Source organism: Streptomyces sudanensis, assembly GCF_023614315.1.
Classification (GTDB): domain Bacteria; phylum Actinomycetota; class Actinomycetes; order Streptomycetales; family Streptomycetaceae; genus Streptomyces; species Streptomyces sudanensis.
Window position 1 is genome coordinate 2,656,938 of the sequence record NZ_CP095474.1, and the last position, 15,314, is coordinate 2,672,251.

Genomic DNA, 15,314 nt, shown 5'->3' on the forward strand with positions numbered 1-15,314 from the left:
GTGGGGGACGAGGCGGGCGGACGATCGCTCTGGGAGGGCATGTCCGGTGGCAACACCGCCGGTCAGGCCCGGATTCCCGCCGCCGGTTCCACCCCGGGGCGCGGCACCCCTCGCGCGGACGGGGGGCGGGGCGCGAACCGTCCGCTCCGTGCGGCCCGTTCGCATCGGCGGGCGGACGGCGCCACGGGGGGCGGGCCCCGTCCGGACAGCCGCGCCGCCGCGTCGTCTCGCGGCCTCGCCATCCCACCGCCCCGCCGTCGGGGCACCCCGCCACCGGGACATCCCGCCGGAACGTTCCGTCGCCGCGCGCCGATATCCGGTTTCCGTGGCGCCGGGGCCGTGCGAGGGTCGGACGGTGGACGCTTCCTGTGACGCCTCTCGTGACGCCTCCTGTGACGCCTCTCGTGACCCCTCTCGCGACGCCTCCTGTGACGCCTCTCGTGACCCCTCTCGCGACGCCTCTCGTGACGAACCCGCCCCGCGGCACGCGCTCGACCTGCTGCGCTGGCAGTTCGACCTGACCTGGGCCCTCTTCACGTACCACCTGGAGAGGATCGAACCCGACGACTTCCTGTGGGAACCCGTCGCCAACTGCTGGACGATGCGCCCGGCCGGCGACGGGACGTGGGTACCGGACTGGGCGGAGAGCGAGCCCGACCCCGTTCCCCTACCGACCGTCGGCTGGCTGAGCTGGCACATCGGCTGGTGGTGGAGCACGGCCCTCGCCCACGTCCGCAGCCACACGCCCCCGGAGCGCACCGGCGTCGTCTGGCCGGGCGCGGGCGGCCCGACCGTCGCGTGGCTGAACGGTCTGCGGGTGGACTGGCTGGAGGCACTGGACCGGCTCACCGACGCCGACCTCGCCTCGGCCGCCCCGTTCCCATGGGGAAACGACCCCCGGTACACCGTCGCGCACATGGTCGCCTGGGTGAACGCCGAGCTGATGAAGAACGTCGCGGAGATCGGCCAGCTCCGCCTCCAGCGCGCCGCCGACGGCCCGGCGGCGGCCATGGACTGACGACGGCCACGGACTGACGACGACCACAGGCGGACGGCGGCCACAGGTTGACGGCGGCCACGGACTGACGGCGGGGGCCGCCTCAGCCGCTCAGCCGCCCCAGTTCGGCGGTCATGTTGCGGCGCGCGGCGGCCTCCCACCGCCCGGCGCCGTACGGGGTGCGGAACAGCCGCGGCAGGGCGAGGAGTTGCCCGAGAACGGCGGCGCGGCCCTCGCGGTACGCGTCGTCGGGGACGAACCCGTACTCCTCGCGCACGGCCGCCGCGTACGCCCCGTACGCCTCCGGATCCCCGGCGAGCACGGCCAGGTCCGCGTCGCACAGCACCTCCCCGTCGTGGTCGCCGGGCGCCGGGTCGTGGGTGGCGGTGAGCCGGACGAGCCGGGCGACCTCCGCCGTGCGGGCCGGATCCACCCCCAGCTCGGGCAGGGCCCGCTCGGCGAGCCGGGCGCTGCGCTCCTCGTTGGTGTCCCGGTCCGGCAGGTACACGGCGTCGTGGAACCAGGCGGCGAGCCGCACGGCGGCGGGGTCGCGGGCGTGGTCGGCGAGTTCGTCGACGCGGTGCAGGACGGTGAGCAGGTGGTCGGTGGTGTGGTACCGCCGCTGGGGCTCGGACCAGCGGCGCAGGAGGTCGTCGGCGTACCGGTCGGCCGGCGGGGCGCCGGCGTCGGCGGGGCGCTCGTCCCGTGCCCGGTGGACGGTCCGGGCCCAGCGGCGGCGCAGGTCGTCGTGGGCGGGGTGCTGTGTCANNNNTNCNNACATCTGACCNTTNCNNCNGCNGNCNGTNNGNGTTNGTNNNCAGCATTNNCCCTGCCGGCCGGCTCCTCCCCCTGCCGGTCGGCCCCTCCGTGCACCACAGGCCCCGCGAGCCCTCCGCGTCGGCGTCCTCCGGGCGGTCTCGCGCCGCGCCGGTCGCGGGAGGCCGGCACGGCGCGGGGTTCAGGCGGCGGCCTTGAAGCCTCGTAGGCGCAGGCTGTTGCCGACGACGAAGACCGAGGAGAAGGCCATGGCCGCGCCGGCGATCATCGGGGTCAGGAGCCCCGACGCCGCCAGCGGCAGGGCCGCCACGTTGTAGCCGAACGCCCAGAAGAGGTTGGACTTGATGGTGGCGAGGGTGCGACGGGAGAGGCGGATCGCGTCGGCGGCGGCGCGCAGGTCGCCGCGGACCAGGGTCAGGTCGCCGGCTTCGATCGCGGCGTCGGTGCCGGTGCCCATCGCCAGGCCGAGGTCGGCCCGGGCCAGGGCGGCCGCGTCGTTGACGCCGTCCCCGACCATGGCGACGGTACGGCCCTCGCCCTGCAGGCGCTCGACGACGCCGACCTTCTCCTCGGGCATCACCTCCGCGAGGACGTACTCCGGGTCGATGCCGACCTCAGTGGCGACGGCCCGGGCGACGGCCGCGTTGTCACCGGTGAGCAGCACCGGGGTGAGGCCCAGGGCGCGCAGCCGGCGGACGGCCTCGGCGCTGGTGTCCTTGACGGCGTCGGCGATTTCCAGGACCGCGCGGGCCTGGCCGTCCCAGGCGACGGCGATCGCGGTGCGGCCCGCTGCCTCGGCCTGGTCCTTGGCCTCTTTCAGGGGGGTGGGCAGGGTGATGGACCACTCGGCGAGCAGCTTCTCGCGGCCGACGAGGGCGGCGCGGCCCTCGACGGTCCCCTGGACGCCGAGGCCGGGGACGTTCGCGAAGTCCTGGGGGGCCGGCAGGTCCCCGACCTCGGCGGCGGCGCCGGCGGCGACGGCCTGGGCGATGGGGTGCTCGGAGGCGTGCTCCAGCGCGCCCGCCAGCCGCAGTACCTCGGCCTTGTCGGTGCCCTTCGCGGTGTGGACGGCGAGGAGGGTCATGCGGCCGGTGGTGACGGTGCCGGTCTTGTCCAGGACGACGGTGTCGACCTTGCGGGTCGATTCCAGGACCTCGGGGCCCTTGATGAGGATGCCGAGCTGGGCGCCCCGGCCGGTGCCGACCATCAGCGCGGTGGGCGTGGCCAGGCCCAGGGCGCACGGGCAGGCGATGATCAGCACGGCGACGGCCGCGGTGAACGCGGCGGTCCAGCCCGCGCCGGACAGCAACCACCCGACGAGCGTGGCGAGGGCCAGGGCGATGACGACGGGGACGAACACGGCGGAGACCCGGTCGGCGAGGCGCTGGGCGGCGGCCTTGCCGTTCTGAGCGTCCTCGACGAGCTTCGCCATCCGGGCGAGCTGGGTGTCGGCGCCCACCCGGGTCGCCTCGACGACGATGCGGCCGCCCGCGTTGACGGTCGCCCCGGTGACGGTGTCGCCGACGGCGACCTCGACGGGCACGGACTCGCCGGTCAGCATGGAAGCGTCCACCGCCGAGGTGCCCTCCACGACCGTGCCGTCCGTGGCGATGCTCTCGCCGGGCCGTACGACGAACCGGTCGCCGACCCGCAGCTCGTCGGTGGGCACGCGCACCTCGCGCCCGCCGCGCAGCACGGCGGCCTCCCGGGCGCCGAGCTGCATCAGGGCCCGCAGCGCGGCGCCCGCCTTGCGCTTGGAGCGGGCCTCGAAGTACCGGCCGGCCAGGATGAAGGCGGTCACACCGGCGGCGGCCTCCAGGTAGATGTTGCCGCTGCCGTCGCCCCGCGAGACGGTCAGCTCGAACGGGTGCCGCATGCCGTGCGCGCCGGCCGTGCCGAAGAACAGCGCCCACAGCGACCACAGGAACGCGGCCGAGGTGCCCAGGGAGATCAGGGTGTCCATGGTGGCGGCGCCGTGCCGGAGGTTGGTCCAGGCGGCGCGGTGGAACGGCCAGCCCGCGTAGACCACGACGGGCGCGGCGAGGGTGAGGGAGAGCCACTGCCAGTTGTCGAACTGGAGCGGCGGGATCATCGCCATCGCGACGACCGGCACGGACAGGACGAGGGCGGTGAGGAGCCGCTGCCGCAGGGCGAGCATCTCGGGGTCGGCTTCGGGGCCGGTCTCGGGGCTGGTCTCGGGGCTGGTCTCGGGGCTGGTCCCGCCACCCCCGTCCTCCTCCGTCCGCGGGGCGGGCGGCCGGGCCGTGTACCCGGTGGCCTCGACGGTGGCGACGAGGTCCGCCACGGAGACGTCGGCGTCTCGGAAGCGGACCTTCGCCTTCTCCGTGGCGTAGTTGACGGTGGCCTCGACGCCCTCCATGCGGTTGAGCTTCCTCTCGATGCGCGCGGCGCAGGAGGCGCAGGTCATGCCGCCGATGGCGAGCTCGACCTGGGCGGTACCGGGCGCGGTCGCGGGACCACTCATCTCGTTCCCTCCATACCCACGGGGGGTATCAAATGCCTCCACCATATAACCCTTACCCGTAAATACGGCAATTCCGCCGCCCGCCGCCCGCCCGTACCGGACCTCAGGTTCCTCAGGTTCCTCGGGCTCCTCGGGCTCCTCGGGTCCGCTCCGGCTCCTTCCGGCCCATCCGGCTCCTTCCGATCCGTCCGGCCCATCCGGCTCCCTCCGCCTCTCTCCCGTTCCCTTCGGCTCATCCGGCTCCCTCCGGACTCCTCGGGTCCGCTCGCGACCTCCCGCCGGTACCGGGGCCTCGGGCCCACCGCCGGGAGGGTCCGATCACCGGCACCGGATACGGCGGGCCCACCGCCGGGAGCGGTCGAGTACCCCCGGTGCGCGGCGTACGGCCGGTGCGCGGCGTACGGCACGCGTCCGACCCCAGGACGGAACCACGGCAGGGGGCCGAAACCCCGAGGGGCGGGCCGAAACCCCGAGGGGCGGGCCGAAACCCCGAGGGGCGGGACGGAACCACGGGGAGGCGGGACGGAACCCTGGGGGCGGGACGGAACCCCGAAAGGCAGCCGGATCGTTCCCCGGGACGCGGAAGGACGCACCGACCACCTGCGGAGGCGTGATGGAGAAGTCGGCCGCGGTCGTCCCGGAGGTCGCCCCGGAGGTCAGGGACCGGCTCGTCGCCCGGTTCGGATCAGGGGTGCTCGCCTGGTGCGACGGCCTGCCGGGGCTCGTCGGCGAACTCGCCGCCCGCTGGCACCTGGAGCCGGTTCAGGCGGGTGGCGGCGGCACCTCGCGGGTGTTCCGCTGCCTGCGGCGGGACACCGGCGCCCCGGTGTGGCTGAAGCTCACGCCGGAACCCGCCATCGCCCGCGAGGAGGCCGAGGCCCTGCGCGCCTGGGCGGGGACGCCCTCGGTCGTCACCCTGCTGGCGTACGCACCGGGGGCCGGGGCCCTGCTGCTGGAGGACGTGGAACCGGGAGAACCGGTGGGCCGGCCCGTCCGGCGGCTGCCCGAGGTCGCGGCGCTGCTGCGGGAACTGCGGGCCGCCCCGCCCCCGCCGGGGGCGCTGCCCTCGGTGCGGCCCCTGTCGCACCGGGTCGGCTTCCTCTTCGACATGGCCCGCCGCAGGTCGGCGGCGGGCGGCGCGGGCGGGCGGATCGACCCGGCGCTGCTCGGCCGGGCCCGGGCGGCGGCCCTGGAACTCGCCGCCGACGGACCCGCAGGGCTCGTCCACGGCGATCTGCACCCGGCCAACGTGCTGTCCGGCCCGGGCGCCCGCCTGGTGGCGATCGACCCGCGCCCCGCGTGGGGCGACCCCGACTTCGACGCGGTGGACTGGGTGCTCGGGGGAGCCACGGCCCTCCCCGTGCTGGAGGAGCGGATCGAGGAGCTGGCGGCGGCGGTGCCCGGCCTGTCCCCCGACCGCGTCCGGGCCTGGTGCCGGGCCTTGGCCGTCCTCAACGCGGCCCCCGCGGTCCGCGCGCGGCGCGACGACGCGCGGACCCGCTTCCTCCTGTCCCTGTCCGGCGCCTGACCCCGCCCGAGCCCCGTCCCGACCTGGGAGCGGCAGGTTTCCGAGTCGCCGGGACAGCGGTCCACGGAGATGCGGATCAGGTAGCGGGTCACGGGCTCCTTACCGGTGTTCCGCAGCAGCCGCCGCATCGTGAGCCGATACGAACGGCCGTCGTACTGGAGCCGGGCGGCGTCGTGTTCGACGACAAGCGCGGAGCCGGTGGCATACGGCTGCTCGGGCCTGCATAGGGTCGGCGGGGCCACGGCCGAGTGCCGGGATCTCGTCCGAGCTTGCTCGTAGCCGCACCAGCGCCGTCGGACCAGGTGGAGCGCGACGCGCCAGCGGCGCCGTTTCAGCAGCTCGCGTGGGTCTTGCGCGCACGCGTGAAGCGCGGCGACTGGAACCCCAACCGCGCCGTGCCCGGTGAGAACGCCCTCGCGGACGCTTACGGCCCACCCCGTCCGACGTTCCGCCGCGCGATCGCCGTACTCACCGAGGAAGGATTCGTCTAAGCGGTGTCGGGGCGCGATCCGTACGTGGTCGAGCAGAAGCCCGAGCAGGCGCCGGAAGAGTCCACCCGGAGCGCGTAAGCAGGAAGCCCCGCCCGTCCCCCACGGGGACGGCGGACGGACGGGGCGGCATGGAGCCCGCCAGCCCGCGGTCACGCCCAGGTGAGGTGTTGTCCGTCGGGGCCGATGTGCAGCCGCATACGGTCGGCGGGCGGGCGCCCGTCCGCCTGCCACTGAGTGACACGCTCGGTGATCTCGTCCCACAGGCGTGCCGTACCACCCTGCCGGACCATCCACCGTCCGCCATCTTGGAAGACGACCGCCCACGCCTCGGCGTCCACGTCGATCACGACGTGTTCGGGCCGGCCGTCACGTTCCAGCGTGAACCGCTGTGCGCGCGGCGCGGCGAACTGCGCGACGAACCGGGCGGTCCAGTCGTCGAGCACATCCGCACCCAGCTTCGCAGACACCGCGTCACCCTCGTCGAGGTCCGGCAGGATGCCCAACGGGGGCGGAAGGTGAGGGCGGGCCAGCATGAACGAGACCTGTCCGCCGAGAACCGGACCGCTTGCCGTGCCGTCGTCGGCGACCGTGAGCCGGACGAGTTCGGATGCGTGCATCCAACCGCCGACCGTGACCAGCACCTCACCGCCGGGCCGGGTCTGCGCGAGCCAGTCGGCCGGCACGGTGCGCACGCCGCACGTGGCGATCACGCGGTCATACGGGCCGCCCTCCTTGCAGCCCACGAGACCGTCGCCGGCCACGCGGGTAGGCCGGTACCCGGCGCCCGCGAGGGCCATTCCCGCGCGGGCGGCCACCTCCGCGTCCACCTCGACCGTGATCACGTCGTCCTCGCCGACGACATGGCAGAGCAGCGCGGTTGAGTAGCCCGTACCTGTGCCGATCTCAAGGACGCGTGTCTTCTCGGTCACCCGCAGGGCTTCGAGCATCCGCACGACCAGACCCGGCAGGGTGGACGACGACGACGGGGCAGCGGCGATACGCCCCTCGACCTGGTCGGGGAAGACGCTCCCGGCCACCTGCGTCACAAGGGTGTCGTCTTCGTAGATCCGCGCGAGTCCGGCCTCCGTGCTCCCCGTCACCGGGCGATACCAGCCGCCGTCTTCGTACTCGAACCAGCCACGCGCGAGGAACGCCTCACGGGGTACGGCCATGACGGCCGCTTCCCATTCCGGGCTGTGCAGGGCGCCCGACTCTGCCAGGCGCCGCACGAGGTCGGCCCGGAGGTGTTCCGACGGCAGGGGGTCACTCATGCCGGCTCGCTCCATTCTCCAACAGGTCTGCGATTGCGTGTGTGATCGGCAGTCCGGCCGCGTCTTTGAGCCACGCCCACTGGCCGTTGGGATTGCACTCCAGGAACCACCATGTACCGTCCGCAGTCACCGCGAAGTCGAAGGCGCCGAAGTCCAGGCCGAAGTCGGCGAGGAACCGCACCAACGCCCCGCCCATCCCGTCCGGGCAGGTGATCGGTTCGTAGGTGAGGTTCTGGTACTCGGCTCGCCAGTCCACGACCCCGGGCGGCGCCGTGATACGAGCGCTGAGCACCTGCTCGCCGACGACGACCGCGCGCACGTCCGCCACCTTGGGCACCTGCGCTTGGAACAGGTGGGCACTGTGGCTCACGCCGCCGTCGATCCCGCCCGCCTCGACGGGGGCGGCCCAGATGCCGGCGGGCTCGCCCTCCACCTCGTACGCCCCGGCGTGCAAGGGCTTGTAAATGGTCGGCTGTGCGCCAGAGAACGCCTTGGCCTCCATCGGGTCATTCGTGATCAGGGTGGCCGGGATCGTGAGCCCTACGCGGGTCGCCGCGTCGAGTTGCGCGGGCTTGTACTCCGCCCGCGCAATGGCCTGCGGGTGGCTCAGGTACAGGCACCCCGGTAGCGCGCCCAGCACGCCGCCCAGGCCGCGCCGGTTCTCCTGGGCGGCGAATCTGGCCGCCTGCTCGCCGGTCCCCGTCGGGTAGGGGCTCGGTCGGCGGTGGTACAGGGCACGCACGGCAGACAGATCGGCCGTGCGGTCCCCGACGGTCAGCCGCCCGGCCCACCCGCCCGCTTCGATACGCGCGTCGAGCACCACGCACACGGGGAAGTCGCGCCCCGGGTCGAACCGGAGGACGGGCACCCGGCGCCGGTTCAACTCGGCGATGACCAGATCGGCGGTTGCGTCCTCCGACTCTGTGCAGACCAGCACCGGGCGTCCGCCCATGACGCTCTCCCCTCAGTCCTGCGTCGCGTCGTGGCCGGAGTCGGGGTCCTGTTTGCCGTCCTTGCTGACCTGCGTGGGCGGGTAGGTGTTCACGCTCGTGCCGTGCTTGCCGAGTTCGGCCGGCGTCATGGCTCCGTCCTCACCGATCCATCGGCCTGTCTGCGTGGCCGGGTCGAGGCCCGCGTACCGCCACGGCGAGGAAGAACCGTTGCGCAGCGGAGCCATACGGCGCAGCCCCCACGGGGTCGGCGCGGTGGTCTCCGTACCTGTGAGGCTCGTTCGCAAGTCTCCTCCTTGGTCGCTTCGTACGGTGGTGTCGTGCTGGACCCACCCCGGCAGGCGCTCGACCTGTCCAGGGGTTGCGGGCGGACGATCCGACCGGGGCGGGGGTGGTGCCCGCCCCCTGCCGGGGATGGTGTGGGAGAACCTGTGAACGGGTCGTCCTCGGCAGGGAGCGGAGTCTTCAACGGCGGGGCAGTCGGTGACGGCCCCCAGTCGCGCCCGCGGGCAGGGGCTGCGGCGGGGGTGCGTGTGCGGACATGGTGAGCATGGCGGACTGTGCGGCGCGGTCCGTGGTGCGGTCCCGGTCATGCGACTGGACGCGCACCATGTGGTCGAGCTCCGCGATGCACGGGCCGCACGCGTACAAGTCACCCGTTCCGCCCGGCGTCGCCACCGAACCGACCCACAGGACACGTACGTCCCCGCGTCGGCAGTACAGCCGACAGGCCCCGGTCACCCACGGGTTCCCGTCGTCCGTCCGCGCGACAAGCGGCCAGGCATCACGCCACGGGCGTGCGACAGCCGGGGCGAAGATCATGCCGTGCCCCCGTTCGCCCGCACGAACTGGGCGAGTTGTGCCGGGGGCCGCATTACGGCGTAGTCGCCGAAGCTCCGGCGATAGCGTCGGTGTCCGGTCTCCTGCGTATGCCTGCGCTGCCACTGCTCGACGGGCCCCGGGCCGTTGTGCGCACCGGACTCCGCCCCGCACTCGGTCTCGTCACCGGACACGCACCGTGCCTCGCACTCCGGTTCTGCCGTTTGGTCCTGCTCGAAGGTGGACGGGACGTGACGGAACCTGCGGCGAGTCACCGCACGACCCTTCGCTCGCTGTGCACCGAGTCCTTGACGTGCAGGAAGCCGCCGGCTTTCTCGATCTCGCGCGCCACCTCGTCGTACTCCTGCGGCACGGACGAGATCATCGAGCGCCACGCTGTGAGCACCGCCCCGGCCTCGCCGCTCCTGATGTGCTCGACGGCCCGTCCCAGCCCGTCACGCCCGTGCGGCGGCAGCAGCCCCGCGTGTTCCTCGATCACGCCCGTGACCTCCCACCCGAACGCCTCGGCGTACTCGGCGCACTCCCGGCGGGGCGCCGTGATGTCCGTACTGGGGGCACCGCACAGGTAGATCACGCAGCGGAATCGCTCGACCCTCGCCGCCTCGGCCGGCACGTCGGCCTCACCCGGCCCGATGCCCGCTGCCGCGTCCGCGAGTGCCTGTCGCCGTCTCAGGTCGCCTTTGGTTCGGCGGACCCTCGCCCGCCCCTGCCTCTGTCCGCTCTCGACGATGGCCATGCAGCAATCGTGCCCACCTGATCACCCACGGTGAAGTGACGAGGCGTACGACTGGGCGTAGTCGGTGGGGCGGCGCTCCTACGCCCCGTAGGACTCACGCGATCAAGGGCATGCCGATGAGTTCGCTGATGTTCCGTACGCGCGCCGTGGACACCTTCGCAAGGCGCTTACCGATGACGCCCGGCAACGCCTGGTGCCTGACCCACTCCGGAGCATCGAGCGCCACCTCGATCAGTGTGTCTCCGGCCTGGTCGTAAAGGCCCGCCACGCACTGCGCGAGGGCGACGTCAAGCTTGTAGCGGTTGCGGGCAACCTTCGACATGGACTTGGGCAGCTTCTTCATGTCGGGGTGACCGGCGAGCTTCAGCGCGCGCCCATAGTTCTTCAGGGCGACGTGGATTCCGACTGCCTCGGCCTTCACCGCCGTTGGGCCGAAGCTGGTCCCGTACAACTTCTCGTCTCGTCCGAGCCTCGCCGCTGCGGCGTGCGCCTGCGAGATGTAGTCGTCGGCCGCGCTCTCGTCCTCCCGCCGCGACGCTGCCACGGCTGCGGAGATCATCAACCGCCCGTACGCGAGCAACTGCGGACGCGACCCGTTGCTGAACGACGGCTCGATCGCCAGTGCCGCCCGCTCGGCCACGGCGACGGCACGCGGCAACTTGGCGCCGCGCAGGTAGATCCACGACAGCGTGGATTCCAACAGCGCCGTCATCACGGGGTCATCGGCTTCCCGCGCGAGGTGCTTCGCCGACGTGAGCGCGCTCAACGCAAGGTCGCGTTGCCCGAATCCGTTCGAGCAGGACGCGGCTACGCGGTAGGCGCTCGCCAGGATCGAACCCAACTGCTCGCGCTCGCTGCCCGTAGCGCTCGCGTACCGAACCTGCCCCTCCATGAGCACCTGGGAGGCGTAACTACTGACTTTCGCCGTGTCGCTCGCCCAGTAGGCGCCCCACGCACGGTCGCGGGCCTCACTCAGATCCTCGACGGTGCTCGGGTCCTCGATGCCTTCCCACTCACCGAGGGCGCTCTCGTGCACGGCGTCGGACAGTTGGCGCAGCGCGGCGCGGTCGCCCTGGTTCATGCCCCGGCGCGGTGCTTGCTGGCCCAGGATCACGGATACGTCCGTGTTCAGCGCGTGGGCGAGCTTGAGCAGAGAACCGACGGACAACTCGCCGCGGTCCTGCTCGGCCTTCTGCACCAGGGCGAGGGACAGCCCCGATGCATCGGCGAGTCCCTGCTGCGTCAGATCGGAGCCCCGCAGGTGCTTGATGCGCTTACCGTTCGTAAGGTCGGCCCAGCTGCTCACGATCACCCCAGTGCGCTTGCTCCGGCTGCTGTGTTCCGATGGTAGGTCCGGACGCCCAGCGCGAACGGAACAGACGAAGGACTTGAGCACCCTCGGCCCGGCTCCCCCAGGAAACCTGCCCGCCTCAGGCCGACCCACGACACCGTGCCGCCTCGCTCGCTTCCATGAGTTGCCGGTGCCGAGGGGCCATCAAGAGGGGTTGGCAGCGTCACAGCACAGTTGACCTGCGAGTTTCGTCAGGCCGGTACACGGGGGTTATCGAAGGCGGAAACCGGGTGGTGGGCGGGCTGATGCTTGACCGCATCGCTGTCAGCGGACAGCTGACCGGCTGGAGGCCGGAAGATGGCCTCGACCTGGCCTGTCTCCTCGCCCACCACGTGCCCGTACCGCACCCTCGGCCCCCTCGGGCCGACCAGCGCGGCGCCCCGCCGGCGCCGGACCCGCGGACGCGTCCCCGGGGCAGCCCGCCCGTCGATGGCCATGCTCCTCCGCGGCGTCCGGGGCCGGGCGCGGCCCGCCGCGCCCGTCTCCTCACCCCCGGCCGGGGCCGATGGCCGTAGGGGGTTCCGGTTCGTCCCGCGCGCCCCTGCCGTCCATCGTGCGCCATTCGGGCCGCAGTGCGGCCAGGTTCGTGGTGAGGAAGTACGCGGCTCCGCAGGCGAGCAGCACCGGCATCAGTCCGACCGAGGCCACCGCCGCCCCGGCGATCAGTCCGCCGAGGGGGATGCCGGACCAGGCCAGCGAGTCGCCGAGGGCGTTGACCCGGCCCAGCATCCGGCGCGGCACCCGCTCGAAGACGACGGCCCCGATCACCGGGTTGAGGAAGCCCGCCCCGAACCCGCTGACGGCGAAGACGGCCAGGACCGTCCCCAGTGGGGCGTCGAGGGCGAGGACCAGGAACTTCGGCGCCCCGGCCAGCAGGAACCCGGCGAAGAACACCGTCCTGCGCCGCAACCGGTGCGCGGCCATCGCGGCGATCAGGCTCCCGGCGACCGCTGTGGCCCCCGCGACGCTGCCCATCAGGCCGATCGCGGCCGGTCCGCTGCCGGACTCCCTGGCCCAGACGGGTACGAGCACCGCGTTGAACGCCGCGTTCAGCAGGTTGGTGATCCCCACCATGCCGATGACGGTGCACAGCAGCGGCTCCCCCCGGAGGAACGTGAAGCCCTCGCCGAACCGCCGCCAGTAACCCGGGGCGGCCTCCCCGGGCGGCGGGGCGGTCTCCTCGGCCGCGTGCCCCATGCCGCGGGGCAGTGCCAGCCCGACGGCCACCGAACCGAGGGCGAAGCAGACCGCGTTGACCGCGAGTCCCGTCAGGGGTCCGAGCAGCGCCACCAGGGAGCCGCCGACCGCGGGGCCGATGGTGGAGGCGAGGCGCTCGATCGCGCCGGACAGGCCGGTGGCCCGCTCCAGCGGCACTCGGCCGCGCTCGGCCGCTTCCGGCACCATGACCTCCTTGGCGAGGTCGCCGGGGCCGCGCGCCGCGCCGATCACCGCGACGAGGACCAGGAGGAGCGGGAAGGAGAGCAGACCCAGGGCGTGGGCCAGGGGGACCGCCGCGGCGGCGACCGCGCTGACCAGATCCGTGCTCCAGGAGACGGCCCGCGGGCCGGTCCGGTCCACCAGGGGGCCGGCGAGCGCCTTGACCACCACGTAGGGGGCCATCTGGCAGAAGGCGACCACCCCGGTGAGAGTGGCGCTGCCGGTCGTGACGAGGACGAACCAGGGCAGTGCCACGGCCGAGATTCCCGTACCGGTCAGTGCCACGGCCATGGCCGCCAGCACCCCGGTCAGGGGCCGTAAGGACCGCCTGCCGGATATGCCGTCGGTGCCCCGGGAGTCCTTCGTCATGACGTCCCCGTCCCGGTCGGCCCCCCGCCGTCGCCGTGCGCGCCCGGCACGGCGGGCACGTCCCGCTCGGGCAGGAGGTGCGTGATGACGCCCACCCGCTCGGCTCCCTCGGGCGCGTTCGCCGCCTCTTCCGGCGTGTCCTTCCGGTACCGGGCGATGACGGCTCTCAACTCCCGGCGCAGGGCGACCGCCTCCTCCGGAGTGAGCCGCAGGGCCCAGTCGCTCATGTCGAAGGTGTCCTGCCATGCGCGGGGCATCGTCCGCAGGTCGTTCAGCGCCTGCCGGGTGCGCAGGGTGGAGGCGGCGGCGACGGACTGCAGGAAGGCCATGGCGGCCTCGGGTTCCCGGTCGAGGAGCTCCCGGTCATTGATCTCCGTCGTCCGGTGCACCGAACGCCACCAGCGCTCCCGCGCGTTGCCGCGTTCCACGTCCTCCTCGACGAAACCGGCCGCGCCGAGCTGCCGCAGATGGTAGCTGGCGGTCCCGGAGTTCACTCCCAGGCGCTCCGCGAGGCGGGTGGCCGTCGACGGCCCGTACTTCCGCAGCAGTCCGACCAGTTGCACGCGCACCGGATGTGCCAGGGCGCGCAGCCCCCGGGCATCCAGGACCACTGATTCCGCTTCTTCCCGCGGGCCGTCCGGCCCCTTCGATGTCTCGGCCATGCCTCGCACACTAGAACGCGGAGAGTTCTTTGCAAAGAGTTCTTCGCGAAGAAGTCTCCGCGGTTGTTCTGCCGGTGAGGGTTCGCCATGTCCCGTGCGGTGTGGGCTCTTTCGCTGGAAGACCCCCGGTGCGGGTCGGAGGACGACGGCCCGGGGCGGCGGCCCCGGTGCGCCCCGAGCCCCCGTCGGCACACGCCTCACCGGTGTAGGCCGAACCCCCGCCGGTACGGGTCGCCAGTACGGGCCGCCAGTACGGTTCGTCAGTACGGGCCATGTGCGGATCGCCACCACCGTCGCCGCGGCACACCACCGGTACGGGCCACCGATACGGGCCGAACCACCACCGGTACGGGCCGAACCGCCACCAGTACGGGCCACCAGTACGGGCCGCCGCCGCGGCGTCTCCGTGCGACATCGGCGCCCGCCCGGTGCGGCAGGGCCCGGGCGGGCGCGGGCCCCCGGACGGGTCGGCGAAGGCGGACCGGGGCGAGGCCGAGGCCGGGTCAGCGGCGGCGGGCGCGCCAGACCAGGTACGCCGCCGTCGCCAGGGCCGCGGCGCGCAGGGTCCACGGCCAGGTCTCGCGGAGGGCCTGCGCCAGGGCCGGGCCGCCCGGCGGGAGCGGTTCCCCCCAGCGGCCGTCGACGCGGCCCCACAGCCAGACCGCGGCGCCCGCCGCCACCGCGCCCGGCAGGCCCAGCACGCCCCACTTGGCCTGCCCGCGGCTGAGGCGGCGCGTCGCGTACGCCAGGAGCCAGCCCGCCGCCAGCGCGAGCCAGGAACCGGTGACCGTGCCGAGCACCAGGCACCCCGCCGCCAGCAGCAGGACCGGGTCGCCGAACCCCCGCGCGGGAGCGGCGGCCGGCGCGGCGGGGGCCTCCTTCCGCCCGGGGCGCAGGAGTCGTCGTACCAGGGTCCCGCCGGAGGCGGCCGCCGGGGCCGCCGGAGCCGACGCCGTCCGCGCCGCCTCCGCTTCGGGCCGCGTCCCGCCCGTACGGCCGAGCAGCCGGCGCAGTCCCCGCTTCCGGGGCTTGCCCGCCTCCGCCTCCGGGACCTTCGGGTCCTCCGCGGGTTTCGGCGGTGCCAGCAGCTCCGGGACCTCCACGCCGCCGGTGAATCCGGGCACCACGCTCCACCAGTCCGGCTCCGGGCTCCCTTCCGGGCCCCGGGCCTCCGGCCCGCGCACGTCCGGGTCCTCCCCCGGCCTCCGGGCCCCCGGCACCTCCCCCGGACCGGTCCCCCTGGCCCACGNNNNGCCTTCCGGAAACTCGGGCCCCCTTCCCGGCCCCNCTTTCCCTTTCGGAAGCCCCGGCTGCCTTCCGCCTTCCGGAAGTCCGGACCCGGCGCCTCCGACGTCTCCGACGCCTCCGTAACCTCCGGGCCCTCACCCCGGCCGGGCGCTCCCACACCCCCGTAACCTCC

General features: G+C 73.7%; 14 protein-coding genes. 3 read left to right on the plus strand and 11 right to left on the minus strand.

Features of this window, described 5'->3' with window-relative positions; all coding sequences use genetic code 11:
* Positions 1–496: 496 nt before the first annotated feature.
* Entirely contained in the window at positions 497–1,018 is a 522-nt protein-coding gene (locus MW084_RS12300) for a DinB family protein (protein ID WP_029553388.1), read from the plus strand.
* 82 nt (positions 1,019–1,100) lie between these two features.
* On the opposite strand, the gene MW084_RS12305 is transcribed toward MW084_RS12300, so the two are convergent.
* Both MW084_RS12305 and MW084_RS12310 read right to left on the minus strand, forming a co-directional pair.
* The coding region (locus MW084_RS12305; RefSeq protein ID WP_275563593.1) for an HD domain-containing protein at positions 1,101–1,765 on the minus strand (665 nt) is incomplete at its 5' end.
* Between the two features lie 190 nt (positions 1,766–1,955).
* Positions 1,956–4,259 (minus strand): heavy metal translocating P-type ATPase, encoded by a 2,304-nt coding sequence (locus tag MW084_RS12310; RefSeq protein WP_010469667.1) that lies wholly within the window; start codon positions 4,257–4,259, stop codon positions 1,956–1,958.
* Between the two features lie 613 nt (positions 4,260–4,872).
* Between MW084_RS12310 and MW084_RS12315 the strand changes: the two genes are divergently transcribed.
* Positions 4,873–5,787 carry an aminoglycoside phosphotransferase family protein gene (locus tag MW084_RS12315; protein WP_010469669.1) on the plus strand — a complete coding sequence of 305 codons (915 nt, stop codon included), beginning with the start codon at positions 4,873–4,875 and terminating at the stop codon, positions 5,785–5,787.
* A 302-nt stretch (positions 5,788–6,089) separates the two neighbouring features.
* Complete coding sequence (locus MW084_RS12320) at positions 6,090–6,278, plus strand: GntR family transcriptional regulator (protein WP_078571500.1); 189 nt, start codon at positions 6,090–6,092, stop codon at positions 6,276–6,278.
* Positions 6,279–6,427: 149 nt separating this feature from the next.
* Here the strand turns inward: MW084_RS12320 and tgmC are convergent, their stop codons facing one another.
* From tgmC to MW084_RS12360, 9 genes are all read right to left on the minus strand, one after another.
* The gene (tgmC, locus tag MW084_RS12325; RefSeq protein ID WP_010469673.1) at positions 6,428–7,549 is read right to left on the minus strand and encodes an ATP-grasp peptide maturase system methyltransferase; all 1,122 of its coding nucleotides are present in this window, start codon (positions 7,547–7,549) and stop codon (positions 6,428–6,430) included.
* Complete coding sequence (gene tgmB / locus MW084_RS12330) at positions 7,542–8,501, minus strand: ATP-grasp ribosomal peptide maturase (protein WP_010469676.1); 960 nt, start codon at positions 8,499–8,501, stop codon at positions 7,542–7,544. Before tgmB ends, tgmC begins: the two co-directional genes overlap by 8 nt.
* A gap of 12 nt (positions 8,502–8,513) precedes the next feature.
* Positions 8,514–8,786 carry a putative ATP-grasp-modified RiPP gene (gene tgmA / locus MW084_RS12335; protein WP_255115050.1) on the minus strand — a complete coding sequence of 91 codons (273 nt, stop codon included), beginning with the start codon at positions 8,784–8,786 and terminating at the stop codon, positions 8,514–8,516.
* 531 nt (positions 8,787–9,317) lie between these two features.
* Positions 9,318–9,593 (minus strand): DUF7848 domain-containing protein, encoded by a 276-nt coding sequence (locus MW084_RS24720; protein WP_029553390.1) that lies wholly within the window; start codon positions 9,591–9,593, stop codon positions 9,318–9,320.
* Entirely contained in the window at positions 9,590–10,075 is a 486-nt protein-coding gene (locus MW084_RS12340) for a recombinase family protein (protein WP_010469679.1), read from the minus strand. Before MW084_RS12340 ends, MW084_RS24720 begins: the two co-directional genes overlap by 4 nt.
* A gap of 94 nt (positions 10,076–10,169) precedes the next feature.
* Positions 10,170–11,381 (minus strand): helix-turn-helix domain-containing protein, encoded by a 1,212-nt coding sequence (locus tag MW084_RS12345; protein WP_029553391.1) that lies wholly within the window; start codon positions 11,379–11,381, stop codon positions 10,170–10,172.
* A gap of 531 nt (positions 11,382–11,912) precedes the next feature.
* Positions 11,913–13,232: an MFS transporter gene (locus tag MW084_RS12350; protein WP_010469683.1), complete on the minus strand. Its 1,320-nt coding sequence runs from the start codon at positions 13,230–13,232 to the stop codon at positions 11,913–11,915.
* Positions 13,229–13,894 (minus strand): ArsR/SmtB family transcription factor, encoded by a 666-nt coding sequence (locus MW084_RS12355; RefSeq protein ID WP_050986737.1) that lies wholly within the window; start codon positions 13,892–13,894, stop codon positions 13,229–13,231. Before MW084_RS12355 ends, MW084_RS12350 begins: the two co-directional genes overlap by 4 nt.
* A gap of 503 nt (positions 13,895–14,397) precedes the next feature.
* A partial coding sequence (locus tag MW084_RS12360; protein WP_275563595.1) for a hypothetical protein occupies positions 14,398–15,143 on the minus strand: 746 nt, incomplete at its 5' end.
* Positions 15,144–15,314 lie beyond the last annotated feature (171 nt).

Coding starts and splice junctions, on each gene's coding strand:
- MW084_RS12350 (WP_010469683.1), bottom strand. CDS start 13,232: ATGACGAAGGACTCCCGGGGCACCGACGGCATATCCGGCAGGCGGTCC.
- MW084_RS12355 (WP_050986737.1), bottom strand. CDS start 13,894: ATGGCCGAGACATCGAAGGGGCCGGACGGCCCGCGGGAAGAAGCGGAA.
- tgmC (WP_010469673.1), bottom strand. CDS start 7,549: ATGAGTGACCCCCTGCCGTCGGAACACCTCCGGGCCGACCTCGTGCGG.
- MW084_RS12310 (WP_010469667.1), bottom strand. CDS start 4,259: ATGAGTGGTCCCGCGACCGCGCCCGGTACCGCCCAGGTCGAGCTCGCC.
- tgmB (WP_010469676.1), bottom strand. CDS start 8,501: ATGGGCGGACGCCCGGTGCTGGTCTGCACAGAGTCGGAGGACGCAACC.
- MW084_RS12315 (WP_010469669.1), top strand. CDS start 4,873: ATGGAGAAGTCGGCCGCGGTCGTCCCGGAGGTCGCCCCGGAGGTCAGG.
- MW084_RS12340 (WP_010469679.1), bottom strand. CDS start 10,075: ATGGCCATCGTCGAGAGCGGACAGAGGCAGGGGCGGGCGAGGGTCCGC.